Consider the following 25,743-nt stretch of genomic DNA (forward strand, 5'->3'; position numbering starts at 1 on the left):
TACATCGTATTGAGCACCCAGTCAGCTGACGGGCGAAGCAGGCATTTGATAATTGTTTGCATTTGCACGTCAAGGCACTTAAGGATTGAAATGAAGTTTCTCTGCGCCTCAGGCGACCTCGCCCCCAACAGCAGCCGCGGTTTTGATATCGATGGCCGCAAGCTGTTGGCAGTGCGCCGGGACGGTATTGCTTACTTTTATCTCAACCGCTGCCCCCATCGCGGCATCCCGCTGGAATGGCAGCCAGATCGCTTCCTCGATGAAAGCGCCAGCCTGATCCAATGCGCCACCCATGGCGCGTTGTTCCTGATTGAAAGCGGCGAGTGCATCGCCGGGCCTTGCGCAGGCCAAAGCCTCACCGCCCTGCCGGGCCGCGAAGACGAACAGGGATTGTGGGTCGATCTCTAGTCACCCAGCAGCACCTTCAGCCGACGTTCGACGTAAATCTCCTGCGGCGTGACCCGTACGCCATAGGCCAACACCTCTACACCTGCAGCCTTGGCCTCACGTAGCGCTGCCGCATAACCGGCGTCGATTTCCACCGCTGGGCGCACCGCGTCGATCCCCGACAGGTTCACGCAATACAACTGCACGGCCCGTATACCGTCGCGCGCCAGGTGGGCCAGCTCACGCAAATGCTTGGCACCGCGCTGGGTCACCGCATCGGGGAAAGCCGCCACCGAGCTGCCATCAAAGCCCAAGGTGACGCTTTTGACCTCGACAAACGCAGCGCCTTGGGGGTAATCCAGGCGAAAGTCGATGCGGCTTTTCTCCTGGCCATAAGGCACCTCACGCTTCAACGCAGTAAAGCCGTTGAGCTCAGTGATCACACCGGCCAGCAAAGCTTCTTCCACCAACTGATTGGCACGCGCGGTGTTGACACACGCCAGCCGGCCCTGAGGCGTTTCGGCAATCTCCCAGGTGCCCGGCAACTTGCGCTTGGGGTCCGTGGAACGGCTGAACCAGACCTGGCCACCTTCGACCATGCAGTTGAGCATCGAACCGGTGTTAGGGCAGTGAATGGTGAGCAACTCGCCGGTAACGGTTTCGATATCGGTGAGAAAGCGCTTGTAGCGGCGGATCAGCCGCCCTTCTTCAAGAGGAGGATTAAAACGCATCAGCCTTGCCAGCTCCGCAAACCACGGGCGATCCGCTCCACCGCTTCTTGCAGCCGATCGAGGTTTTGCGTGTAGGCAAACCGCACGTGATGGCCCGCCTGGTAGCGACCGAAATCCAACCCGGGCGTAAAGGCCACATGCTCGGTTTCGAGGAAATGCCGGCAAAACGCGAAGGCATCGCCGCCGAACGCGCTGATATCGGCATACAGATAGAAGGCACCTTCGGGTTCCACCGCGATACCGAACCCAAGCTCACGCAGGGCGGGCAGCAGGAAGTCACGACGGCGGCCAAACTCGGCACGGCGCTGCTCCAGGATCTCCAGGGTTTGCGGGGTGAAACAGGCCAACGCGGCATGCTGAGCCATGCTTGGCGCACTGATGTAGAGGTTCTGCGCCAATTTCTCCAGTTCACCCACCGCTTCAGGCGGCGCCACCAGCCAACCGAGGCGCCAGCCGGTCATGCCGAAATACTTAGAAAAACTATTCAAGACAAAGGCGTCGTCATCGACTTCCAGCACGCTGGCGGCGTCCGTGCCGTAGGTGAGGCCGTGATAAATCTCGTCGACCACCAGGTGCCCGTTGCGCGCCTTGATGGCGCCCGACAGCCCAGCCAACTCGTCCCGGGTGAGGATCGTGCCGGTGGGGTTGGCCGGCGATGCCACCAGTGCGCCAACACTGTCCTGGTCCCAATGCCTGGCCACCAGGTCAGCGGTCAACTGGTAGCGTACGTCCGGGCCGACCGGCACCAACTGCGCCGCGCCTTCCACAAGGCGCAGGAAGTGTCGGTTGCAGGGGTAGCCTGGGTCCGCCAGCAGCCAATGCTTACCCGGATCCACCAGCAAACTGCTGGCCAGCAATAACGCGCCGGAGCCACCGGGGGTGATCAGAATACGCTGCGGGTCGATGCTCAAACCGTAGCGTTGCTGGTAGAAACCGCTGATGGCTTCGCGCAACTCGGGCAGGCCGCGGGCGGCGGTGTAGCGGGTTTTACCGTTTGCTAACGCGGCTTGACCGGCCTGGATGATCGGCTCGGCGGTGGTGAAATCCGGCTCGCCGATTTCCAGATGGATCACGTCGTGACCGGCGGCCTGCAGCTCATTGGCACGCGCCAGTAACGCCATGACATGAAAAGGTTCGATGGCGCGACTGCGCGCACTGTAGGGCTGAGCCATTAGCCTTCCTTAGACGGTGAGGACAAAATCTGGATTCTACCGAACCCTCACGGTAAAACATGCTCTATTGCCTGATTGGGGCTGCAAGTGCACCCTGCGCGCGCTCGTAAAACAGCTAAAATCAACATTCGAGGCGATACATACCCAGTCATGGCGGGCTGCTGCGGTTTGCATCCCCTTTGCCCTGGACCTCGACAACCGGGAGTAGCGCACCCTGAATCTATCTGGTAAGTTCGCCCGCTTGCAGCCGCAGGGCCGGCAGGTGTCGGTGACGTTGCAATCCTGCGCAATGGATTAGAAGAGTGAGAGGCGGTCTATTCATGTCCACCCAAGCAAAGCAACAGCATACTCAAGGCCTCGGCGGCTTCGAACCCTATGTCGAAAAAAAGGGCGAGGAGTACATGGGCGAGCCCATGCGCGACCACTTCACCAAGATCCTCAACAAGTGGAAACAGGACTTGATGCAGGAAGTCGACCGTACGGTTGACCATATGAAGGATGAAGCGGCCAACTTCCCTGACCCGGCCGATCGTGCCAGCCAGGAAGAAGAGTTCGCCCTCGAACTGCGCGCCCGCGACCGCGAGCGCAAGTTGATCAAGAAGATCGACAAGACCCTGCAACTGATCAAAGACGAAGAATACGGCTGGTGCGAATCCTGCGGCGTCGAAATCGGTATTCGCCGACTGGAAGCCCGCCCAACCGCGGACCTGTGCGTAGACTGCAAGACCTTGGCTGAAATCAAGGAAAAACAGGTCGGCAAGTAACCCTGCCGATCTGAACGAATGGAGCGTGCGAACGCTCCATTTTTGTTTCTGGCGTTTACCGGTTATGCAGTAGTATCCGGGCCATGACAGCCTCTACTTATATCGGGCGCTTCGCCCCCACGCCCAGCGGCCATTTGCACTTTGGCTCCCTGGTTGCCGCCCTCGCCTCCTACCTCGATGCACGCGCCCACCAGGGCCGTTGGTTGATGCGCATGGAAGACCTCGACCCTCCCCGTGAAGAGCCCGGCGCCCAGGCGGCGATTCTGCATGCGCTGGAAAGCTACGGCTTTGAATGGGATGGCGAACTGGTTCGCCAGAGCGAGCGGCATGATGCCTACGCCAAAGTGCTGAACGATATGTTCAACCACGGCCTGGCCTACGCCTGCACCTGCTCGCGCAAGCAGTTGGAGCCCTACAACGGGATTTACCCAGGCTTGTGCCGCAATGCCGGCCACAACCAGCAAGACGCCGCCATCCGCCTGCGCGTGCCCGAGCTGGAATACCATTTTACCGACCGTGTGCAGGGCGAGTTCCGGCAGCATCTGGGCCGCGATGCCGGCGACTTCATCATCCGTCGCCGCGACGGCCTCTACGCCTACCAACTGGCGGTGGTGCTCGACGACGCCTGGCAAGGGGTCACCGATATCGTGCGCGGCGCCGACCTGCTCGATTCCACGCCGCGCCAGCTTTATTTGCAAGAGCTGCTCGGCCTGCGCCAACCCCGTTACCTGCATGTTCCGCTGATCGTGCAGCCGGACGGCAACAAACTGGGCAAGTCCTACCGCTCTCCACCGTTGACAGCCGACCAGGCCACGCCTTTGCTGCTCAGAGCACTGCGCGCCCTTGGCCAACAGCCCGACGCGCAACTGCTGTACGCCAGCCCCCGAGAACTGCTGGATTGGGGCATTGCGCACTGGGACGCCACCCGCATCCCGCGCACACTGACCCTGGCCGAAGCGCAATTGAGTTGAAGGCGCTTGCAGGTTGCCAGCCATCCGTTAACATCGCGGCAGATTTTTAATCAGAGGCCAACATGTACATCTATCGTTTGGTCCTGCTGCTGGTCGTCGGGATCTACCTGTTCTCCCCCGCCATCATGGATTGGTGGATCGACGCCACGGGCGCCTGGTATCGCCCTTATCTGCTATGGCTGATCCTGATCGTCGTGACCTTCATCCTGCAGAGCCAAAAAGATGCCGATGAGCTTTAGTCTCACCCAGATGCTGCTGATCAGCGCCGCCTACCTGGCTGCGTTATTCGGCGTGGCCTGGATCAGTGAGCGCGGAATGATTCCGCGGGCGATCATTCGCCATCCGTTGACCTACACCCTATCCTTGGGCGTGTACGCCAGTGCCTGGGCGTTCTACGGCACGGTGGGGTTGGCCTATCAGTACGGCTACGGCTTTCTCTCCAGTTATCTTGGGGTGTCGGGCGCGTTCCTGCTGGCACCGGTGCTGCTATACCCGATCCTGAAAATCACCCGGACGTACCAGCTGTCTTCCCTGGCCGACCTGTTTGCCTTTCGCTTTCGCAGCACCTGGGCCGGCGCGCTGACCACCATCTTCATGCTGATCGGCGTGCTGCCCCTGCTGGCCCTGCAGATCCAGGCGGTGGCCGACTCCATCAGCATCCTGACCCGCGAGCCCGTGCAGCATCGGGTTGCCCTGGCGTTCTGCGCACTGATCACCTTGTTCACCATCTTCTTTGGGTCTCGCCATATCGCCACCCGTGAGAAACACCAGGGCCTGGTGTTTGCGATTGCCTTTGAGTCGGTCATCAAGCTGATCGCCATCGGCGGCGTCGGCCTTTATGCGCTTTACGGCGTGTTCGACGGGCCGCAACAGCTGGAGCTGTGGCTGCTGCAAAACCAGACCGCCCTCGCCGCCTTGCATACCCCCTTGCAGGAAGGCCCATGGCGTACGCTGCTGCTGGTGTTCTTCGCCTCGGCGATCGTGATGCCGCACATGTACCACATGACCTTCACCGAGAACCTCAACCCGCGCTCGCTGGTCAGCGCCAGCTGGGGCTTGCCGCTGTTCCTGTTGCTGATGAGCCTGGCGGTGCCGCTGATCCTGTGGGCCGGCCTGAAACTGGGGGCCACCACCAACCCCGAGTATTTCACCCTGGGCATCGGTATTGCCGCCAACAGCCCAGCCCTGGCGCTGCTGGCGTATGTCGGGGGGTTGTCGGCAGCCAGCGGGTTGATCATCGTCACCACCCTGGCACTCTCGGGCATGGCGCTCAACCACTTGGTACTGCCGCTGTACCAGCCGCCGGCGGAGGGCAATATCTACCGTTGGTTGAAATGGACCCGGCGTGCGCTGATCGTCGCGATCATCATGGCCGGCTACGCGTTTTATCTGCTGCTGGGCGCCGGGCAAGACCTGGCCAACCTGGGCATTGTCGCGTTTGTCGCCACCTTGCAGTTCCTGCCGGGCGTGTTGTCGGTGCTGTACTGGCCGACCGCCAATCGACGTGGCTTTATTGCTGGGCTGCTGGCCGGGATCCTGGTGTGGACCGTGACCATGCTGCTACCGCTGGTCGGCAACCTGCAGGGCTTCTATATCCCGTTGCTGAACATGATCTACGTGCTGGACGACACCAGTTGGCACATGGCCGCCATCGCCTCGCTGGCCGCCAACGTACTGATGTTTACCCTGATCTCGCTGTTCACCAACGCCAGCGCCGAAGAAACCAGCGCCGCCGAAGCCTGCGCGGTGGACAACGTGCGCCGCCCGCAACGCCGCGAACTGCATGCGGCCTCGCCCCAGGAGTTCGCCACGCAACTGGCCAAGCCCCTGGGCGCCAAGGCCGCACAAAAGGAAGTCGAACAGGCGCTGCGCGACCTCTATCTGCCGTTTGACGAGCGCCGGCCCTATGCCCTGCGCCGCCTGCGTGACCGTATCGAGGCCAACCTGTCCGGGTTGATGGGGCCGAGCGTGTCCCAGGACATGGTGGAAACCTTCCTGCCCTATAAGGCCGGTGGCGAAAACTACGTTACCGAAGACATCCATTTCATCGAAAGCCGGCTGGAGGATTACCACTCACGCCTCACAGGCCTGGCCGCCGAACTCGACGCCCTGCGCCGTTATCACCGCCAGACTCTGCAGGAGCTGCCGATGGGCGTGTGCTCCCTGGCCAAGGACCAGGAAATCCTGATGTGGAACAAGGCCATGGAAGAACTCACCGGTATCGCCGCCCAACGGGTTGTGGGTTCACGCCTCAACACCCTGGGCGATCCATGGAAAGAGCTGCTGCAAGGCTTCATCAACCTGCCGGACGAGCACTTGCACAAGCAACACTTGGCCCTCGACGGCCAGACCCGCTGGCTCAACTTGCACAAAGCCGCCATCGATGAACCCTTGGCGCCGGGTAACAGCGGCCTGGTGCTGCTGGTAGAAGATTTGACCGATACACAGATGCTCGAAGACAAGCTGGTGCACTCCGAACGCCTGGCCAGCATTGGGCGCCTGGCGGCCGGCGTGGCCCATGAAATCGGCAACCCGATCACCGGTATCGCCTGCCTGGCGCAAAACCTGCGCGAAGAGCGCGAAGAAGACGGGGAAATCACCGAAATCAGCGGGCAAATCCTTGAACAGACCAAGCGGGTTTCACGCATCGTCCAGTCGCTGATGAGCTTTGCCCACTCCGGCGCCCATCAGAATCAGGACGAAGCGGTGTGCCTGGCCGAAGTGGCGCAGGATGCCATTGGGCTGTTGGCCTTGAACCGGCGCAATTTCGAAGTACAGTTCTTTAACCTGTGCGATCCGGACCATTGGGTCGATGGCGACTCACAACGCCTGGCCCAGGTGCTGATCAACCTGCTGTCCAACGCCCGCGACGCGTCGCCGGCTGGCAGTGCTGTACGCGTCAAGAGCGAGGCTTTCGAGCACACGGTCGACCTGATCGTGGAAGACGAAGGCAGCGGCATTCCACAGAACATCATGGACCGATTGTTCGAACCCTTCTTCACCACCAAGGACCCCGGTGAAGGTACCGGTCTGGGCCTTGCACTGGTCTATTCCATCGTTGAAGAGCATTATGGACAAATCACCATCGACAGCCCGGCTGACACACAAAGCCAACGCGGCACCCGTATCCGGGTGACCTTGCCGCGTCATGTCGAAGCGACGTCCGCTGTGAACTGAGACCGTCGAGAGAATTGAATCAATGCCGCACATTTTGATCGTCGAAGACGAAACCATTATCCGCTCTGCCTTGCGACGCCTGCTTGAACGTAATCAGTACCAGGTCAGCGAAGCCGGCTCGGTGCAGGAAGCCCAAGAGCGATTCAGCATTCCCACGTTCGACCTGATTGTCAGCGACCTGCGCCTGCCCGGCGCACCGGGCACCGAGCTGATCAAGCTGGGCCAGGGCACCCCGGTGCTGATCATGACCAGCTACGCCAGCCTGCGTTCGGCGGTGGACTCGATGAAGATGGGCGCGGTGGACTACATCGCCAAGCCTTTCGATCACGATGAGATGCTCCAGGCCGTGGCGCGCATCCTGCGCGACCGTGTGTCGGCCAGCAGCGCGCCTGCCGAGCAACGCCCCACCGGCAAGGCCAGCGCTGGCGAAAAACCGGGTGTCGACAACAGCAACGGCGAGATCGGCATCATCGGCTCCTGCCCACCGATGCAGGACTTGTACAGCAAGATCCGCAAAGTGGCGCCGACCGACTCCAATGTATTGATCCAGGGCGAGTCGGGCACCGGTAAAGAACTGGTGGCCCGCGCCCTGCACAACCTGTCCAAGCGTGCCAAAGCACCGATGATCTCGGTGAACTGCGCGGCGATCCCCGAATCCCTGATCGAATCCGAGTTGTTCGGCCACGAGAAAGGCGCGTTCACCGGCGCCAGCGCCGGGCGTGCGGGCCTGGTGGAAGCCGCGGACGGCGGCACTTTATTCCTCGATGAAATTGGCGAGCTGCCCCTGGAAGCCCAGGCGCGGTTGCTGCGCGTGCTGCAGGAAGGCGAAATTCGCCGCGTCGGTTCGGTGCAATCGCAGAAGGTCGATGTTCGATTGATCGCAGCGACACACCGAGACCTCAAGAGCCTGGCCAAGATCGGTCAGTTCCGTGAGGACTTGTATTACCGCCTGCATGTCATCGCGCTCAAACTGCCGGCCCTGCGCGAGCGTGGCGCCGACGTAAACGAAATCGCCAACGCGTTCCTGTTGCGTCAAGGCGCGCGCATTGAGCGCACCGACCTGAAGTTTGCCGCGGACGCCGAGCAGGCGATCCGTCACTACTCGTGGCCAGGGAACGTGCGTGAGCTGGAGAACGCCGTCGAGCGCGCCGTGATCCTGTCCGAGAGCCCGGAGATTTCCGCCGAGTTGCTGGGCATCGACATCGAACTCAGTGACCTGGATGACGACGACTTCATCGGCCTGGCCCCGCAGCAGGGCGGAGCCAGCAATACCAGCCATGAACCGACGGAAGATTTGTCATTGGAAGACTACTTCCAGCACTTCGTGCTCGAGCATCAGGACCACATGACCGAGACCGAGCTGGCACGCAAGCTGGGCGTGAGTCGCAAATGCCTGTGGGAACGGCGCCAGCGCCTGGGCATTCCACGGCGCAAGACCGGGGTGGCCAGCGAAAGCTGAGGGCGCAGCCCCACAGGTAACACCTGTTGATGTGAAAAAACTGTTACCGCTGACTTTTCACGTAACAAAAGCCGGGGCTTACGGTAACGAAGCCCCGGCTTTTTTTTGGCCCTCAAACCGGCGAAACCAGCCCAACCCCCCGGTTTTGCTGGTCGGCGCAAAAGTTGGCACGCACCCTGCTATATGCTTAGTACAAAAACAATAACAAGCTTTGTACAAGACAATAAAAATAAGACGAATCGACTCACGCATAACAAAAACAACACGGCGGAGGCGCAGCTAACTGATTCTTTTGGAGAGGCGTTGCATTTGGGGCTTGCCCCGCAACCAGGCCGAGAACAACAAAAACTGCCCTAAGGCAGAGCCTGAACTGGTTGGATCGTAGATCAGCAACACAGCGACCAAAGCAATCCGTTTGCTCTTGACTCCCGATTGGGAGTGTCATGAAGGTGAAGCTTCATGGCGAGGGCGATCAACAAAAACAAGAAGCCCGACATCAATAATAAAAATAGAGCACGCAACTACTTCTGGGGGAGCTTCGGCTCCCCTTGTAGTTTCCGGGATTTGACCTTCAAACGCTTATGGCGCAATGCCTTTAGCTTGTTCCTACACCATCCCCCGACTAAATGCTAGAATCCCCGCCCATCATGCGGTCATTCTTCGTTATGGCCGAACATTCCTTCAAACAGTGCATCCCATGCTGAAGAAGTTGTTCCAGTCATTCCGTTCTCCCTTGCGTCGAACGCAACACAAACGCAGCACGCCTGAAGTGCTCAATAGCAGCCAGCATTCGCTGCAGCGCGCTCAATTCAGCCGTTATGCAGTGAACATCGTCGAACGTTTGCAGAACGCCGGCTACCAGGCCTACCTGGTGGGTGGCTGCGTACGCGACATGTTGCTCAACATCACGCCCAAGGATTTCGACGTCGCCACCAGCGCCACGCCTGAACAAGTGCGCGCCGAGTTTCGTAATGCACGAATCATCGGCCGGCGCTTCAAGCTGGTGCATATCCACTTTGGTCGCGAAATCATCGAGGTCGCGACCTTCCGCGCCGGTCACCCGCAAAACGATGAAGAGGAAGACACCAACCAGTCTTCCCGCAACGAGAGCGGGCGCATCCTGCGCGATAACGTCTATGGCACTTTGGAAGAGGACGCGCAACGCCGCGACTTCACCATCAACGCCTTGTATTACGACCCGGTCAGCGAGCGCATCCTCGATTACGCCAACGGCGTACACGACATTCGCAACAACCTGATCCGCCTGATCGGCGACCCAACGCAGCGCTACCAGGAAGATCCGGTGCGCATGCTGCGCGCCGTGCGATTCGCCGCCAAGCTCAACTTTGGCATCGAAAAGCACACCGCCGCGCCGATTCGCGAACTGGCGCCGATGCTGCGGGAAATCCCCTCGGCACGCCTGTTTGAAGAAGTGCTCAAGCTGTTCCTGTCGGGCTACGCCGCCGACACCTTTGAAATGCTGGTGGACCTGCAGTTGTTCGACCCATTGTTCCCGGCCAGCGCCGAGGCCTTGGAGTACAACCCAACGTACACCCACACTTTGATCAGCGAAGCCTTGATCAACACCGACCTGCGCATCAAGCAGAACAAACCGGTGACCCCGGCGTTCTTGTTTGCCGCCTTGTTGTGGCCGGCCCTGCCCAAACGCGTACTGCGCTTGCAGGACCGTGGCATGCCGCCGATCCCGGCCATGCAGGAAGCGGCTCACGAGTTGATCGCCGAACAGTGCCAACGCATCGCTATCCCCAAACGTTTCACCATGCCGATCCGCGAAATCTGGGACATGCAGGAGCGCCTGCCACGCCGCAGCGGCAAGCGCGCCGATCTGTTGCTGGACAACCCGCGCTTCCGTGCCGGCTACGACTTCCTGCTGCTGCGTGAAAGCGCGGGCGAGCAGACCGATGGCCTGGGTGAATGGTGGACCGACTATCAGGACGCCAATGACAGCCAGCGCCGCGAAATGATTCGTGAACTGGGCAGCAAAGGCGATAGCGCCGGCGAAGGCCCGAAAAAGCGTCGCCGCAGCGGCACCAAGCGTAAACGCAGCAGTGCCGATGCCTCGGGCGCTGCGGGCGAATAAACGTGGAACGTATCTACATCGGCATGGGCAGCAACCTGGCTGCCCCGCACCAACAATTGCGCAGCGCGATCGAGGCGCTGGCGCAACTGCCTGGCACCCAGCTCGCCGGTGTGTCCGCCTTCTATCAAAGCGATTCATTGCTGCCAGGCCAACCGCGTTACACCAACGCCGTTGCGGCGTTGGACAGTCACTTGGCGCCAATGGACCTGCTCAATGCGCTGCAAGCCATCGAGAACGATCAGGGCCGCGAACGCCTGGAACGCTGGGGCCCACGCACCTTGGACCTGGATATCCTGCTGTTCGGTGATCGCCTGATCGACGGGCCGCGCCTGAAGGTGCCGCACTACCAGATGCATCTGCGCGCGTTTGTGCTGTATCCGTTGGCTGAGCTAGCGCCAGCCGACCTGCAGCTGCCTGACGGCCAGCGTTTGAGCGACCTGCTCACCGCTTGCCCGTTCGTCGGCCTGGAACGCCTCCCGCAAGAATGACTCGGTCAATGTGGGAGCTGGCTTGCCTGCGATGCAAGCGACTCGGTGTATCAGCCACACCGAGTGGATGCCATCGCAGGCAAGCCAGCTCCCACCTTTGATCTTCTCTGCCGTAATACCGCGCACGTTGCGCAATCGCTTCAGTAACAGCGGTAACACCGCCATCGTAACAATGCGGTAACACATCCAATTGACTTCCCGTGTCCTCCTCACGACTATAGGCGTCCCGCTGCCGCCAACCCGGCGCGACAGGGCGCAATCCAGGCCTTATAAGCACTGCTTTCAAGACAGTGCGCCTGTATAAACGAAGACTCACGCGCGTTACTCGCTGTTTCCAAGCGCCTGAACGAGGACCCTTTTCATGCCAGACATTACCCTGACCACCTTGCAGAGCCTCAAGCTCAAAGGTGAAAAAATCACCATGCTGACCTGCTATGACGCCACTTTCGCCCACGCCAGCTGCCAGGCTGGCGTCGAAGTGCTGCTGGTGGGCGACTCCCTGGGCATGGTTCTTCAAGGGAATGACAGCACGCTGCCCGTAACCACCGATGAACTGGCCTACCACACCGCCAGCGTCAAGCGTGGCAACGATGGCGCCTTTATCATCGCCGACCTGCCGTTCATGGGTTACGCCACCCTTGAGCAAACCTTCCTGAACGCCGGCAAGCTGATGCAGGCCGGCGCACACATGATCAAAGTCGAAGGTGCCGTGTGGCTGGCCGAGTCGATCCGGCTGCTGGCCGAACGCGGCGTGCCAGTGTGCGCACACATGGGCCTGACGCCGCAGTCGGTCAATATCCTCGGTGGCTACAAGGTCCAGGGCCGCAATGAAGCCCAGGCCCGCCAAATGCGCGCCGATGCCATCGCCCTGGAACAAGCCGGTGCGGCGATGATTCTGCTGGAGTGCGTGCCGAGCGAACTGGCTGCCGAAATCACCCAGGCAGTCAAAGTGCCCGTGATCGGGATTGGCGCAGGTGCAGCCACCGACGGCCAGGTGCTGGTCCTGCACGATATGCTCGGCCTGTCGATCACCGGCCACGTGCCTAAGTTCGTGAAGAACTTCATGGCCGGCCAGGACAGCATCCACGCCGCCCTGAGCGCCTACGTCAGCGAAGTCAAAAACGTGACGTTCCCAGGTATTGAACACGGGTTCTCGGCATGAACACCGTAAAAACCGTCCGCGAACTGCGGGCTGCCGTAACCCACGCCCGCAGCGCCGGCAAACGCATCGGCTTTGTGCCCACCATGGGCAACCTGCACAGCGGCCACGCCACCCTGGTGACCAAGGCCGCGCAGCAAGCCGATTTCGTGGTGGCGAGCATTTTCGTCAACCCGCTGCAATTCGGCGCTGGCGAAGACCTGGACAAATACCCGCGCACATTGGCCGCCGACCAGGAAAAACTCCTGCAGGCCGGTTGCAACCTGCTGTTTGCGCCCACGGTGGAGGAAATGTACCCCGATGGCATGAACGGCCAGACCCGTGTCAGCGTGCCACAACTGTCTGAAGGCTTGTGCGGTGCCAGCCGCCCAGGGCACTTCGAAGGCGTGGCCACGGTGGTCAGCAAGCTGTTCAACATGGTCCAACCGGACATGGCCGTATTTGGCCAGAAGGACTACCAGCAGTTGGCGGTGATCCGCGCCATGGTCCGCGACCTGAACATGCCGATCCAGATCATCGGCGAGCCCACCGTGCGCGCCGAGGACGGCCTCGCGCTGTCATCACGCAACGGTTACCTCAGCGAGGAGCAACGGGCGGTCGCGCCAGTGCTGTACCGCGCGCTCAGCCAGATCGCCACGGCCATCAAAGGCGGCGATCATGATTTCGCCAGGCTTCGCGCCGAGCACATCCAGCAGATTGAAGCCGCAGGGCTGCGCATGGACTACCTGGAAGTGCGCCAAGGCGTGCATCTGCGCCCGGCCACGGCTGAAGATCGTGATGTGGTGATCCTGGTCGCCGCTTACCTGGGGGCTACACGTCTGATCGATAACCTGCACCTGAACCTCGCCTGACCCCGCTTTACCCTCAACCTGTTGCCCCGACGGCTGTGCCGGTATAAAAAAGTACCGGCCACAGCGCAGACAAAGCCAAGACATATCCACACGCTAGGTTTAATGTAACTGCCCTGCGCTATGGTTAGCGCTGTCTGGAACCCAGTCCTTGCGATAAGACTGGATGTTCCGGGCTTTGAAGTGTCCTAAAGGCAGTCCCCGTAATAAAAAGGAAACCCGCAGCGATGGCGTACTACCGCACCCCTCATGACGTTACCGCGCTGCCCGCCTGGCAAGCGCTTGTTCAACATCGCCAAGCCATGCAGGATTTCAGCATGCGCGAGGCGTTCAATGCCGATCCTCAGCGTTTTTCCCAGTTCACCTTGAGCAGCTGCGGACTTTTCCTCGATTACTCGAAAAACCTGATCACCAGCGAAACCCGCGACCTGCTGGTGGGCCTGGCCAAGGAAGTCAATCTCAAGGCGGCGATCGACGCGCAGTACGCTGGCGAACCGGTCAACTCCTCGGAGGGCCGCCCTGCCCTGCACACCGCCCTGCGCCGCCCGGTGGGCGACAAGCTGTCGGTCAACGGCGTGAACATCATGCCGGACGTGCACAAAGTGCTAAACCAGATCACTGACCTGGTCGGCCGTATCCACGACGGCCTATGGCGTGGCTACACCGAGAAGCCGATCACCGACGTGGTGAACATTGGCATCGGTGGCTCGTTCCTCGGCCCGGAGCTGGTCTCCGAGGCCTTGCTGTCCTATGCCCACAAAGGCGTGCGTTGCCACTACCTGGCGAACATCGACGGCAGCGAGTTCCACGAACTGACCATGAAGCTGCGCGCCGAGACCACGCTGTTTATCGTCTCGTCCAAATCCTTCAACACCCTGGAAACCCTGAAAAACGCCCAGGCCGCCCGCGCCTGGTACCTGGCCCAGGGGGGTTCGGAAGCCGAGCTGTATCGCCACTTCATCGCCGTCTCGAGCAACAATGCCGCGGCCGTGGCGTTCGGTATCCGCGAAGAGAACATTTTCCCAATGTGGGACTGGGTCGGTGGGCGCTACTCGCTGTGGTCGGCCATCGGCTTGCCAATTGCTTTGGCCATCGGCATGTCCAACTTCAAGGAACTGCTGTCGGGTGCCTACACCATGGACCAGCACTTCCTGAACGCACCGTTCGAAGCCAACATGCCCGTGCTGCTGGGCTTGCTGGGCGTGTGGTACGGCAACTTCTGGGGTGCGCAGAGCCATGCGATCCTGCCGTACGACCATTACCTGCGTAACATCACCAAGCATTTGCAACAGCTGGATATGGAGTCCAACGGCAAGAGTGTGCGCCAGGACGGCACGCCCGTGTCCACCGATACCGGCCCGGTGATCTGGGGCGGCGTGGGCTGCAACGGCCAGCACGCTTACCATCAGTTGCTGCACCAAGGGACTCAGCTGATCCCGGCCGACTTCATCGTACCGATCGTCAGCTTCAACCCGGTGTCCGACCACCATCAGTGGCTGTACGCCAACTGCCTGTCCCAGAGCCAGGCGCTGATGCTCGGCAAGACCCGCAGCGAGGCCGAAGCCGAGCTGCGTGAGAAGGGCCTGCCGGAAGCCGAAGTACAGAAGCTGGCACCGCACAAGGTGATCCCGGGCAACCGTCCGAGCAACACCCTCGTGGTCGAGCGCATCAGCCCGCGTCGCCTGGGCGCATTGGTGGCGATGTATGAACACAAGGTGTTCGTGCAGAGCGTGGTGTGGGGCATCAATGCCTTCGACCAATGGGGCGTTGAACTGGGCAAAGAGCTGGGCAAAGGCGTGTACAACCGCCTGACCGGCGCCGAAGAAACCTTGGCCGAAGATGCTTCGACCCAGGGCCTGATCAACTACTTCCGTGGTCGTCACCGCGGCTGAAGCCGTGCATTCAAGGCCAACGTCGGTTTGGACGTTGGCCTTGAACCCTCCCGCCTCAGGGTGCATCTTTATGACTTGTCGCAAAAACAAGAATAAGGAGCGCTCATGTTCGATATCAGCACCTTTCCCACCGCCGATGCCGTCCGCCGGGCTGCGCAACTCAGTCAAGAGGACTACCAGCGCCTCTATCGCCAATCTATCGAGCAGCCAGACACCTTCTGGGCCGAACAGGCCAAGGGCTTTCTCGACTGGATAAAACCCTGGCACAGCGTCCAGCAGTCAGACATCCACACCGGTGCCGCCCAATGGTTTGCCGGTGGTCAGTTGAATGTCAGCTACAACTGCATCGACCGCCACCTGGCGCAGCGCGCCGATCAGCCGGCCTTCATCTGGGAAGGCGATGATCCGTCAAAATCCTGCACGATTACTTACCGTCAACTGCACCAAAACGTCAGCCGCCTGGCCAACGTCTTGAAAAGCCGTGGCGTGAGCAAAGGCGATCGCGTGTGCATCTACATGCCGATGATCCCCGAAGCGGCCTACGCCATGCTGGCCTGCACGCGAATAGGGGCGGTGCACTCGGTGGTGTTCGGGGGTTTCTCTCCTGACGCCCTGCGCGACCGCATTCTCGACGCCGATTGCCGCACCGTGATCACCGCCGACGAAGGCGTACGCGGTGGCAAACCCGTGGCGCTGAAACAGAACGTCGACAAAGCCCTGGCCAGTTGCCCGAATGTCAGCACGGTACTGGTGGTGGAGCGCACCGGAGCGAGCGTGACTTGGCACGAAGGCCGCGACCTCAAGTACCAAGCCGCCCTGGACGCCGCCAGCGACAACTGCCCACCCGAGCCGATGGACGCCGAAGACCCGCTGTTCATCCTCTATACCTCCGGCAGCACCGGCAAACCCAAAGGCGTGCTGCACACCACCGCTGGCTACCTGCTGCAAGCGGCGATGACCTTCAAATACGTGCTCGACTACCAAGAGGGTGAAGTGTTCTGGTGCACCGCCGACGTGGGCTGGGTCACCGGGCACAGCTATATCGTCTATGGCCCGCTGGCCAATGGCGCCACCTCGCTGATGTTCGAAGGCGTGCCAAGTTATCCGGACAGTTCGCGTTTCTGGCAGGTCATCGATAAACACCAGGTGAATATCTTCTACACCGCGCCCACCGCCCTGCGCGCCCTGATGCGTGAAGGCCACGGCCCGTTGCAGAGCACATCCCGCACCAGTCTGCGCCTGCTGGGCAGCGTAGGTGAGCCGATCAACCCGGAAGCCTGGGACTGGTATTTCAACGCCGTCGGCGAACAGCGCTGCCCGATTGTCGATACCTGGTGGCAGACCGAAACCGGCGGCATCATGCTCAGCCCGCTGGTCAGCGCCCAGCGCATCAAACCGGGCTGCGCGACACAGCCCATGTTCGGCGTACAACCGGTGTTGCTCGATGAACAGGGCAAGGAAATCAGTGGCGCCGGCAGTGGCGTCCTGGCGATCAAGGCCAGCTGGCCGGGGCAGATTCGCAGCGTCTACGGCGACCCGCAGCGCATGATCGACACCTACTTCAAGCCCTACCCCGGCTACTACTTCACCGGGGATGGCGCACGGCGCGATGAAGACGGCGACTACTGGATCACCGGGCGCATCGACGATGTGATCAACGTCTCGGGCCATCGCATCGGCACCGCCGAGGTGGAAAGTGCCCTGGTGCTGCATGACCAGGTCGCCGAAGCCGCTGTGGTGGGCTATCCCCACGACGTCAAAGGCCAGGGCATTTACGCGTTTGTCACCCCCATGAATGGCGTCGAACCCAGCGACGCGTTGAAAAAGCACCTGCTGGAGTTGGTCAGCAAGGAGATTGGCAGCTTCGCCAAACCGGAACTGATCCAATGGGCGCCTGCCCTGCCGAAAACCCGCTCTGGCAAGATCATGCGGCGTATCTTGCGCAAGATCGCCTGCAACGAACTGGACAGCCTGGGCGACACCTCGACCCTGGCCGACCCCAGCGTGGTGGACGGTTTGATCGACAAACGCCTCAACCGGTAGCGCCAGGATAATCCCCGGCCTGTGCAGGCCGGGGTTAGCTGTTAAACTTCGCGCCCCCTTTTTCTTATTCATCTGCAAGCAAGGCGCGCTCCATGACTCCCTTGAATCAGGCGCTGCGCGCCGCCCTCGATCACCGCCAAGACCTGATCAACACGCTGCACGCTCAGGGTACGGACTGCTATCGGCTATTCCACGGCAGCCAGGAAGGCGCTGGTGGCTTGACCATCGACCGCTACGGCCCGCAATTGCTGGTACAAAGCTTCCACCAGTCCCTGGAAACGGCAGACCTGCTGGACCTGCACCAATTGATCAACCAATACATGGGCCTGGAATTGTTGCTGGTGTACAACGACCGTGCCCGCGGCAACTCGCGTATCGACCGCGAAGACACGGTGTACCGCGCCGAGCCTGGCGCTTTGGAAGACCTGGTAGGCCACGAGTGGGGCCTCAATTACCGTGTGCGTGGGCGCCACGCCGGGCAAGACCCGCTGCTGTTCCTAGACCTGCGTAACACCCGGGGCTGGGTCAAGGACCACAGCGCCGGCAAAAGCGTGCTGAACCTGTTCGCCTATACCTGCGGCGTCGGTTTGAGCGCTGCAGCAGGCGGCGCACGCGAGGTGTGCAACCTGGATTTTGCCGAGGGCAACCTGGCGGTGGGGCGTGAAAACGGCCAGCTCAACCCGCAGTTGCCGAGCATGGAGTTTGTGCAGTCCGATTACTTCCCGGCGATTCGTCAACTGGCGGGCCTGCCCATCACCCAGCGGCGCGGGCAGAAACTGCCGAGCTATCCACGCCTGGAGCAGCGCCAGTACGACCTGGTACTGCTCGATCCTCCCGCCTGGGCCAAGAGCGCTTTCGGCACCGTCGATTTGTTGCGCGACTATCAAAGCCTGCTCAAACCCGCACTGCTGGCCACCGCCAACAATGGCGTGCTGATTTGCTGCAACAACTTGGCAAAGGTCAGCATGGAGGACTGGCGTGAGCAGGTGCTGCGCTGCGCGGAAAAAGCCGGGCGCCCGGTGCGCGAGTGGCAAGTGATGACACCTGGGGCCGACTTTCCTTCCAGGGACCAACAGCCTCCGCTGAAGACCCTGATCCTGCATTTGTAGGAAGTTTCCCAGCGCCCACGGTTCTTCGGAACCGAATTCCCGTGCCATACTCCAAGGCACTCTTGTTCGACATAGATGGCGTTCACCCATGCCCAAAGGATTGATCCGCGCCGTAGGCGCCTTGTTGACCGCCCTTGCTTTGTACAGCTTGCTGGGCTTTCTGATATTACCCGGCATCGCCCTTCGCATTGCCAACCAACAGTTGGCCAACTACGCCACAGTGCCGGCGCGAATCGAGCGTATCGAGCTCAACCCCTTCAGCCTGGAACTGACGCTGTGGGGCCTGAAGATTGGTGAGCCGGGCAAAGAGCAAGTGGGTTTCGAACGCCTCTACGCCAACCTGCAGATCGACAGCCTCTGGACCCGCGCCCTGCACCTGGCCGATGTGCAACTGGACAAGCCCAAGACCGAACTGCTGTTCGACAAGTCCGGCCAACTGAACCTGGCGCAGCTGTTCAAACTGCCACCGAGCGAGCCAACCCCGGCCGATCCTGATGCCAAGCCGTTCCCACTGCGTATCGACAGCATCAAGCTGGCCGGTGGTAACGTGCATTTCCAGGACCTGCGCCCCAGCGAACCCATCGAATTCCTCTACGACGAACTCGACTTCGAGCTGAAAAACCTCAGCACCTTGCCCGACGACAATGCCGACATGACCCTGGTCGCCGCTGGCCCCGAAGGGGGTCAGATCGACTGGAAAGGCAACTTCAGCCTGGTACCGATCACCTCCGAAGGCACCTTGAAGGTTACCGACGGCAAGATGAAAGCGTGGTGGCCGTATGTGCGTGACGCCCTGCCACTGGTGCTGGAAGACGGGGTGCTCAACTTCAGCACTGACTACAAATTCAGCCTGGCCAAAGAGACCGAGCTGAACCTGACCAACACCGCCGCCAGTATCGCCCCCTTCGCTATCAAGGCCCCCGATGGCCGGCCACTGGCGCGCCTGGAACGCCTGGACGTCAGCGAAACCACGGTAGACCTGGCCAAGCAGCAGGTCATTGTCGGCAAGATCCGCAGCAACAAGCTGGAAACCTGGGCCGCCCGTGAGGCCGATGGTCAACTGGATTGGCAGAAACTGTTCGCCAGCCAACCGAGCAAACCGGCCAAGGCACCGGAGCCAGCCGCTGCCGACGCGCCTTCGGCGCAACCGGCGGCACCGAGCAAGCCGTGGCAAGTGCTGCTCAAGGATGTGCAACTGCGTAACTATCAGGTGCACCTGGCAGACCGCCAGGTAAAACCTGCGGTCGCGCTGGAACTGGGCCCGTTGAATGTCGACGTACAGAACTTCGACAGCCTCAACCAGAGCCCCTTTGCCTTGAAGATCGACACCGGCCTGGGCAAACAAGGCAAGATCCAGGCAACCGGCGAGGTCAACCTCAACCCCGTCAGCGCCAAGCTGAAAGTGAACACCCAGGACATCGACCTGCGGGTCGCCCAGGCTTATATCAGCCCGTTTATTCGCCTGGAATTGCGCAGCGGCATGCTGGGCAGCAACCTGGACGTGAACCTCAAAAGCACCGAGCCACTGGCCCTTCAGGTCACCGGCCGCGCTCAGGTTGACCAGTTGCATACCCTGGACACCCTCAAGACCCGCGACTTCCTAAAATGGCAACGCCTGGTGCTCGAAGGCGTGAATTACCAGCACGGCCAAAGCCTGTCGATCGACAAGGTCAACTTGTTGCAGCCGTATGCGCGCTTCATGATCAACGAAGATCGCCCCACCAACATCGACGACCTGCTGATCCCGCAGCCCGCCGACAGCAGCAGCAAGTCGGCCGCCAAACCTGCCGCCAGTAACGACAAGCCCTTGGGCATTCATATCGGCCAGATCGCGATCAACGACGGTTCGGCCAACTTTGCCGACTTTAGCCTCACACCCAACTTTGCCACCGCGATTCAACAGCTCAACGGCCAGATTGGCACCATCGATAGCCGCCAGGCCAAACCGGCCAGCGTCGACATCAAGGGCAAGGTGGACCGTTACGCGCCAGTGACGATCAAAGGCAGCGTGAACCCGTTTGACCCGATGGCCGCATTGGACATCGCCACCAGCTTCAAGCGTGTCGAGTTGACCAACCTGACACCTTACTCGGGCAAGTTCGCAGGCTTTCGCATCCGCAAGGGCCGCCTGAATCTCGATCTGCACTACGTGATCACCAAAGGCCAGTTGAAGGCTGAAAACAAAGTGGTGGTCGAGCAACTGCAATTGGGTGAAAAAGTCGACAGCTCCGATGCCGTGGACTTACCGATTCGCCTGGCTGTCGCCCTGCTCAAGGACTCCGACGGCAAGATCTCCATCGAACTGCCGGTAAGCGGCGACCTGAACAACCCGCAATTCAGCGTGATGCCGATTGTGTGGCAGACCCTGCGTAACCTCGTGGTGCGCGCGGCAACAGCGCCCTTCAAGTTCATTGGCGGGCTGGTCACCGGTGGCGGCTCTGAAGACTTGGGCAATGTGTCGTTCGCCGCAGGCTCCAGTGAGCTGAACAAAGACGCCGAAGGCGCTCTGAACACCCTGGCCAAGGCGCTGAAAGAACGCCCTGCCCTGCGCCTGGAAATTGAAGGCACGGCCGCTGCCAGCAGCGACGGGCCGTTCCTGGCCGCACAGCGACTGGAACGCGAATACCAATACAACTATTACAAGATCCTCCAGCGCCGTGGCGACAAAGTCCCGGCCCAGGCCTCGTTGCTTGAAGTGCCAGAGAAGGAAAAAGCCCCCTTGCTGGAAGGCATCTACCGCACCCGTCTCAAACAGCAACCACCGGCCGAATGGAAAGACCTGGGCAGCGACGAGCGCTCGGCGAAGCTCAAGGACGGGGTGATCAAGTTCTGGAGTGGCAGTGACGTGCTACTGCGCCAGTTGGGGCAGGACCGAGCCAGCACCATCAAGGATTACCTGGTAGACAAGGGCCAGCTGGAAGATGACCGCGTGTACTTCATCGATGCGCAGTTGGGGCAGGCCGAGAAAGACGGCCGAGTGATCACTCCTATGCACCTGGATGCTGAGTAACTTCTAAGCACCCCCAACCTAACGTGGAAGCTGGCTTGCCTGCGATAGCATCACCTCGGTGCAACTGAATGACCGAGGTGCCCGCATCGCAGCATAAGTATCTACACAATTTTGTAGGTTGTAGCAGCCGACGGTAACCACGATGCGAAGCGAGCCGCTCTTGCTCTTGCTCTTGCTCTGCTTGTGATCTTGATCTGGCTTTTGATCTTAGGCGCCCCGTTAAACCACGCTGGCCGAACGCAGGCTTGAATTCGTGGGTAACCCGGCAGGACGCCGGGTTAGCCGCCCCGCGCCATGGATGGCGCGTGGCGGCGGCCCACGGATTCAAGCCTGCGTTCGGGCACACCGAGCCCAAGCGAGGTGCCGAGTGGTGGGGCAAGAGCGTTTTGCTTACTTTTGCGCCTTTCAAAAGTGAGCCGCTGTCAGAGCGGAACCCTAAGCAGCCGTTACCGCAGCAATGGATATATACACAATCCAACTGTGTTGACTGCCAGGCCGCCTTCGCGAGCAAGCCCGCTCCCACAGTAGGATCGTTGGGGTGTCAGGTAGCTGGGCGTCGGCTGTCAGGCCGCCATCGCAGGCAAGCCAGCTCCCACATTTGGATCGTGGTGTGTCAGGCACATCTGCGTCGGTTGGTAGGTCGTCACGGGAGCAAGCTCCCTCGCCACAGGTTCAGCGTCGCTGCGAAGGTGTGTAGACACCTATGCGTATCGCAGGCAGCTCCCACATTTTTTTGGCCTGATTTCTGTTTCAACCCGAAATAGAACAGGCCCCGACACAAGTGCCGGGGCCTGTAATGACCACATCCGTGTGGTCGGTCGCATGAACTCCAGAGGTGCGTCAGGTGGATATCTAGCTCACCCTAAGCCGCCGCTATTCAGTTCAAACGAAACGTTCAGCGTTACTCTGCTTTCAGGCCATCGGCCGATACAGCTTTAACGCCTTTGATTTTCTTGGTGATCTCTACAGCGGTTGCTTTCTGCGCAGCAGTCACAGCGGTAGGCGACGACAGGGATACAACACCTTTGTTGGTTTCAACCTTGATGTCGGTGCCTGGAATACCTTTTTCAGTTACCAGGTCAGCCTTCACTTTGGTAGTGATCCAGGTATCGCTGGTGGTCTCTTTAGCGTCGTGGGCAGCGCCTTTGGTTTTGTCGATGCCGTCAGCTTTGGTAGCACCGCCAGCCAGCAGGCCGTCAGCGGAAACTGCAGTCACACCTTTGATTTTCTTGGTGATGGCTACAGCAGTAGCTTTCTGCGAATCCGAGATAGCGACGTCGGAGGACAGGGAAACCACACCTTTGTTGGTCTCAACCTTGATGTCCGAACCTGGAATGCCTTTTTCGGTCAGCAGGTCAGTTTTGACTTTAGTGGTGATCCAAGTATCCGAAACGCTTTCCTTAGCCTTGGTCGCTTCACCAGCCGCCAAAGTCATAGGGGCTTGGGAAGTCTGAGCAAAGGCTACGTTAGCACCCATGGCCAGGGTCAGAGCGGTAGCAGTAGCGAGAGCGAACTTCTTCATACGAGTAACTCCTGTTTTATTAAAAGTCTGCAGGCGTAAACCTTCATGCTGCAGCGCTACCAGGGATATTGCAGGCAGTGTGCCAAGTCGCCGAACAGGTTAAATCCCTTATTAAACAATGACTTATGAAAAGCATGAATTTTCGAAATCGTGCAACTTGCATGAAGCTCATCGTGCCTGCATGCAAGTTGCGGCTTTTGGGCGGCGCTAAACGGCTGATTCTGCTTCATTTTCTTGCGCCCATAAAAAAAGGACTCCGAAGAGTCCTTTTTTCAGCGTAAAGCCTGCGGGTGATTAAACGCCCGAAGCCTTGGCTGCTGCAACGTCCTTGATGGACAGCTTGATACGGCCGCGGTTGTCCACGTCCAGTACCAGCACTTCCACTTCTTGGCCTTCTTTCAGAATGTCGGTCACTTTCTCAACGCGAGCATCGCTCAGCATGGAGATGTGAACCAGACCGTCTTTGCCTGGGAGGATGTTGACGAACGCGCCGAAGTCGACGATGCGCTCAACCTTGCCGACGTAGATCTTGCCGATCTCGGCCTCAGCGGTGATACCCAGGACGCGCTGGCGTGCTGCCTCAGCCGCTTCCTTGGTTTCGCCGAAGATCTTGATCGAGCCGTCGTCTTCGATGTCGATCGAAGCCTTGGTTTCTTCACAGATCGCACGGATGGTCGCGCCGCCTTTACCGATGACATCACGGATTTTGTCGGTGTCGATTTTCATCGCGATCATGGTCGGAGCATTTTCCGACAGTTCGGTGCGGGACTGACCAATGATCTGGTTCATCTGGCCGAGGATGTTCAGGCGCGCTTCCAGGGCTTGGCCCAGAGCGATTTCCATGATTTCTTCGGTGATGCCCTTGATCTTGATGTCCATCTGCAGCGCGGTCACACCTTTAGCGGTACCGGCTACTTTGAAGTCCATGTCGCCCAGGTGGTCTTCGTCACCCAGGATGTCGGTCAGGATGGCGAACTTCTCGCCTTCTTTAACCAGGCCCATGGCGATACCGGCAACCGGTGCCTTCATTGGCACACCGGCGTCCATCAGTGCCAGGGAAGCACCGCAGACCGAAGCCATGGAGCTGGAACCGTTGGACTCGGTGATTTCCGATACAACACGGATGGTGTACGGGAACACGTCAGCGGCAGGCAGCATGGCCTGAACCGAACGGCGAGCCAGACGGCCGTGACCGATTTCGCGACGACCTGCACCGCCCATACGACCACACTCGCCCACCGAGAACGGAGGGAAGTTGTAGTGCAGCATGAAGGGGTCTTTTTTCTCGCCTTCCAGGGTGTCCAGCAGTTGTGCGTCACGGGCAGTACCCAGGGTCGCAACCACCAGGGCCTGGGTTTCGCCACGGGTGAACAGCGCCGAACCGTGGGTCTTGGGCAGTACGCCGACTTCGATGTTCAGCGGGCGTACGGTGCGGGTGTCGCGACCGTCGATACGTGGCTTGCCGTTAACGATGTTTTCGCGAACGGTGCGGTATTCGATCTCACCGAAAGCCGCTTTGACTTCGCTGGAAGAAGGCTGGCCTTCTTCACCGGACAGCTTGGCAACAACCTGGTCTTTCAACTCGCCCAGGCGAGCGTAACGGTCAGCCTTGACGGTGATGGTGTAGGCGTCGGAGATGGCAGCGCCGAACTCGGAGCGGATAGCGCCCAGCAGTTCGGTGGCTTCCGGGGCAGCAGCCCAGGTCCAGGTCGGCTTGGCAGCTTCGGCAGCCAATTCTTTAACCGCGTTGATCACAACCTGGAACTCGTCGTGAGCAAACAGTACGGCACCCAGCATCTGGTCTTCGGTCAGCTCTTTGGCTTCCGATTCAACCATCAATACGGCTTCGGACGTACCGGCAACGACCATGTCCAGGCTCGAGGCTTTCTGTTGCTCGTAAGTCGGGTTCAGCAGGTAGCCGGTGCTTTCGTGGAACGCAACGCGGGCAGCGCCGATCGGGCCATCGAAAGGAATACCGGAGATGGCCAGGGCGGCCGAGGTACCGATCATCGCAGCGATGTCCGGATCGGTCTTCTTGCTGGTGGAAACGACGGTGCAGACAACCTGCACTTCGTTCATGAAGCCTTCTGGGAACAGCGGACGGATCGGACGGTCGATCAGTCGGGAAGTCAGGGTTTCTTTCTCGGAAGGACGGCCTTCGCGCTTGAAGAAACCGCCAGGGATCTTACCGGCAGCGTAAGTTTTTTCCTGGTAGTGAACGGACAGAGGGAAGAAGCCCTTGCTCGGGTCAGCGGTCTTGGCGCCAACAACGGTCACCAATACGGTCACGTCGTCGTCAACGGTAACCAGCACTGCGCCGGAGGCTTGACGGGCGATACGGCCTGTCTCGAGGGTAACGGTCGACTGACCGAACTGGAATTTTTTGATAACCGGGTTCACGGTGTCCTACCTTCTTTGTGGCTCTTGGGGGAACTTGTCTTCTTGCGAAATTCTTGGGCAATGCCGGGAATCGGCCCGACGCTCGTCCAGGGTAAAACGTATATCCAGATAAAACTTGAGGCTGGGAGCCTACCACGGGCCACCGGGAATCCCGATGACACGCGGCAGACAACCAACCTCTAGCGCAATCGCTTATTAGCGACGCAGACCCAGGCGACCGATCAGAGTCTGATAACGACCCAGATCCTTGCCTTTCAGGTAGTCCAGCAGCTTACGGCGCTGGTTTACCATGCGGATCAGACCACGACGGGAGTGGTGGTCTTTACCGTTGGCCTTGAAGTGACCTTGCAGTTTGTTGATGTTGTGGGTCAGCAGTGCAACTTGCACTTCTGGCGAACCAGTGTCACCAACAGCTTGCTGATAGTCAGCTACGATTTGTGCTTTTTCTTGAACGTCGAGAGCCATGAGGCAATCCTTTTTTTAAGGAAACCACCCAAAGGGCAGTTTCAA

General features: G+C 60.0%; 19 protein-coding genes. 14 read left to right on the forward strand and 5 right to left on the reverse strand.

Translation table 11 applies throughout. The features are described from left to right. Nucleotides 1–90: 90 nt before the first annotated feature. A complete protein-coding gene (locus tag MF6394_RS07380) occupies nucleotides 91–408 on the forward strand; it encodes a Rieske (2Fe-2S) protein (protein ID WP_044268562.1) in 318 nt (105 codons plus the stop codon). Here MF6394_RS07380 and sfsA read toward each other — a convergent pair. Both sfsA and MF6394_RS07390 read right to left on the reverse strand, forming a co-directional pair. Then, complete coding sequence (gene sfsA / locus MF6394_RS07385) at nucleotides 405–1,118, reverse strand: DNA/RNA nuclease SfsA (RefSeq protein ID WP_014719939.1); 714 nt, start codon at nucleotides 1,116–1,118, stop codon at nucleotides 405–407. The genes MF6394_RS07380 and sfsA overlap by 4 nt on opposite strands. Next, a complete protein-coding gene (locus MF6394_RS07390) occupies nucleotides 1,118–2,290 on the reverse strand; it encodes a pyridoxal phosphate-dependent aminotransferase (protein ID WP_014719940.1) in 1,173 nt (390 codons plus the stop codon). The genes sfsA and MF6394_RS07390 overlap by 1 nt, the downstream gene beginning before the upstream one ends. Before the next feature lie 320 nt (nucleotides 2,291–2,610). Here MF6394_RS07390 and dksA point away from each other — a divergent pair, with 320 nt between their 5' ends. The 13 genes from dksA to MF6394_RS07450 all read left to right on the forward strand — a co-directional run bounded on the left by dksA (nucleotide 2,611) and on the right by MF6394_RS07450 (nucleotide 21,311). Continuing rightward, on the forward strand, nucleotides 2,611–3,054 hold the full coding sequence (gene dksA, locus MF6394_RS07395) for an RNA polymerase-binding protein DksA (protein WP_032895288.1): 444 nt from the start codon (nucleotides 2,611–2,613) through the stop codon (nucleotides 3,052–3,054). A gap of 83 nt (nucleotides 3,055–3,137) precedes the next feature. Next, complete coding sequence (gene gluQRS / locus MF6394_RS07400; RefSeq protein WP_069558117.1) at nucleotides 3,138–4,025, forward strand: tRNA glutamyl-Q(34) synthetase GluQRS; 888 nt, start codon at nucleotides 3,138–3,140, stop codon at nucleotides 4,023–4,025. A 62-nt stretch (nucleotides 4,026–4,087) separates the two neighbouring features. Next, the gene (locus tag MF6394_RS32940) at nucleotides 4,088–4,264 is read left to right on the forward strand and encodes a hypothetical protein (protein ID WP_003176118.1); all 177 of its coding nucleotides are present in this window, start codon (nucleotides 4,088–4,090) and stop codon (nucleotides 4,262–4,264) included. Further along, on the forward strand, nucleotides 4,248–7,202 hold the full coding sequence (locus MF6394_RS07405) for a sensor histidine kinase (protein ID WP_003194154.1): 2,955 nt from the start codon (nucleotides 4,248–4,250) through the stop codon (nucleotides 7,200–7,202). The genes MF6394_RS32940 and MF6394_RS07405 overlap by 17 nt, the downstream gene beginning before the upstream one ends. Nucleotides 7,203–7,224: 22 nt before the next feature. Further along, the gene (locus tag MF6394_RS07410; protein ID WP_044268571.1) at nucleotides 7,225–8,661 is read left to right on the forward strand and encodes a sigma-54-dependent transcriptional regulator; all 1,437 of its coding nucleotides are present in this window, start codon (nucleotides 7,225–7,227) and stop codon (nucleotides 8,659–8,661) included. A gap of 697 nt (nucleotides 8,662–9,358) precedes the next feature. Then, entirely contained in the window at nucleotides 9,359–10,762 is a 1,404-nt protein-coding gene (locus MF6394_RS07415; RefSeq protein WP_003194157.1) for a polynucleotide adenylyltransferase PcnB, read from the forward strand. A 2-nt stretch (nucleotides 10,763–10,764) separates the two neighbouring features. Beyond that, a complete protein-coding gene (gene folK, locus MF6394_RS07420; RefSeq protein ID WP_078466401.1) occupies nucleotides 10,765–11,250 on the forward strand; it encodes a 2-amino-4-hydroxy-6-hydroxymethyldihydropteridine diphosphokinase in 486 nt (161 codons plus the stop codon). Nucleotides 11,251–11,611: 361 nt separating this feature from the next. After that, the gene (gene panB, locus MF6394_RS07425) at nucleotides 11,612–12,412 is read left to right on the forward strand and encodes a 3-methyl-2-oxobutanoate hydroxymethyltransferase (RefSeq protein ID WP_057711123.1); all 801 of its coding nucleotides are present in this window, start codon (nucleotides 11,612–11,614) and stop codon (nucleotides 12,410–12,412) included. Next, nucleotides 12,409–13,260: a pantoate--beta-alanine ligase gene (panC, locus tag MF6394_RS07430; RefSeq protein WP_032895282.1), complete on the forward strand. Its 852-nt coding sequence runs from the start codon at nucleotides 12,409–12,411 to the stop codon at nucleotides 13,258–13,260. Before panB ends, panC begins: the two co-directional genes overlap by 4 nt. Nucleotides 13,261–13,484: 224 nt before the next feature. Further along, complete coding sequence (gene pgi, locus MF6394_RS07435) at nucleotides 13,485–15,149, forward strand: glucose-6-phosphate isomerase (protein WP_003194166.1); 1,665 nt, start codon at nucleotides 13,485–13,487, stop codon at nucleotides 15,147–15,149. Between the two features lie 105 nt (nucleotides 15,150–15,254). Then, nucleotides 15,255–17,192 (forward strand): acetate--CoA ligase, encoded by a 1,938-nt coding sequence (acs, locus tag MF6394_RS07440; protein WP_078466402.1) that lies wholly within the window; start codon nucleotides 15,255–15,257, stop codon nucleotides 17,190–17,192. 92 nt (nucleotides 17,193–17,284) lie between these two features. Continuing rightward, nucleotides 17,285–18,301: a class I SAM-dependent rRNA methyltransferase gene (locus tag MF6394_RS07445; protein ID WP_078466403.1), complete on the forward strand. Its 1,017-nt coding sequence runs from the start codon at nucleotides 17,285–17,287 to the stop codon at nucleotides 18,299–18,301. Between the two features lie 88 nt (nucleotides 18,302–18,389). Beyond that, nucleotides 18,390–21,311 (forward strand): DUF748 domain-containing protein, encoded by a 2,922-nt coding sequence (locus MF6394_RS07450; protein ID WP_078466404.1) that lies wholly within the window; start codon nucleotides 18,390–18,392, stop codon nucleotides 21,309–21,311. A 901-nt stretch (nucleotides 21,312–22,212) separates the two neighbouring features. On the opposite strand, the gene MF6394_RS07460 is transcribed toward MF6394_RS07450, so the two are convergent. From MF6394_RS07460 to rpsO, 3 genes are all read right to left on the reverse strand, one after another. Beyond that, nucleotides 22,213–22,833 carry a BON domain-containing protein gene (locus MF6394_RS07460; RefSeq protein WP_069558304.1) on the reverse strand — a complete coding sequence of 207 codons (621 nt, stop codon included), beginning with the start codon at nucleotides 22,831–22,833 and terminating at the stop codon, nucleotides 22,213–22,215. A 294-nt stretch (nucleotides 22,834–23,127) separates the two neighbouring features. Next, nucleotides 23,128–25,233: a polyribonucleotide nucleotidyltransferase gene (pnp, locus tag MF6394_RS07465; RefSeq protein WP_003194180.1), complete on the reverse strand. Its 2,106-nt coding sequence runs from the start codon at nucleotides 25,231–25,233 to the stop codon at nucleotides 23,128–23,130. 195 nt (nucleotides 25,234–25,428) lie between these two features. Next, nucleotides 25,429–25,698 carry a 30S ribosomal protein S15 gene (gene rpsO / locus MF6394_RS07470; protein ID WP_003177875.1) on the reverse strand — a complete coding sequence of 90 codons (270 nt, stop codon included), beginning with the start codon at nucleotides 25,696–25,698 and terminating at the stop codon, nucleotides 25,429–25,431. Nucleotides 25,699–25,743: the final 45 nt, after the last annotated feature.

This window comes from Pseudomonas sp. MF6394 (assembly GCF_002018845.1).
GTDB lineage: Bacteria > Pseudomonadota > Gammaproteobacteria > Pseudomonadales > Pseudomonadaceae > Aquipseudomonas > Aquipseudomonas lactis.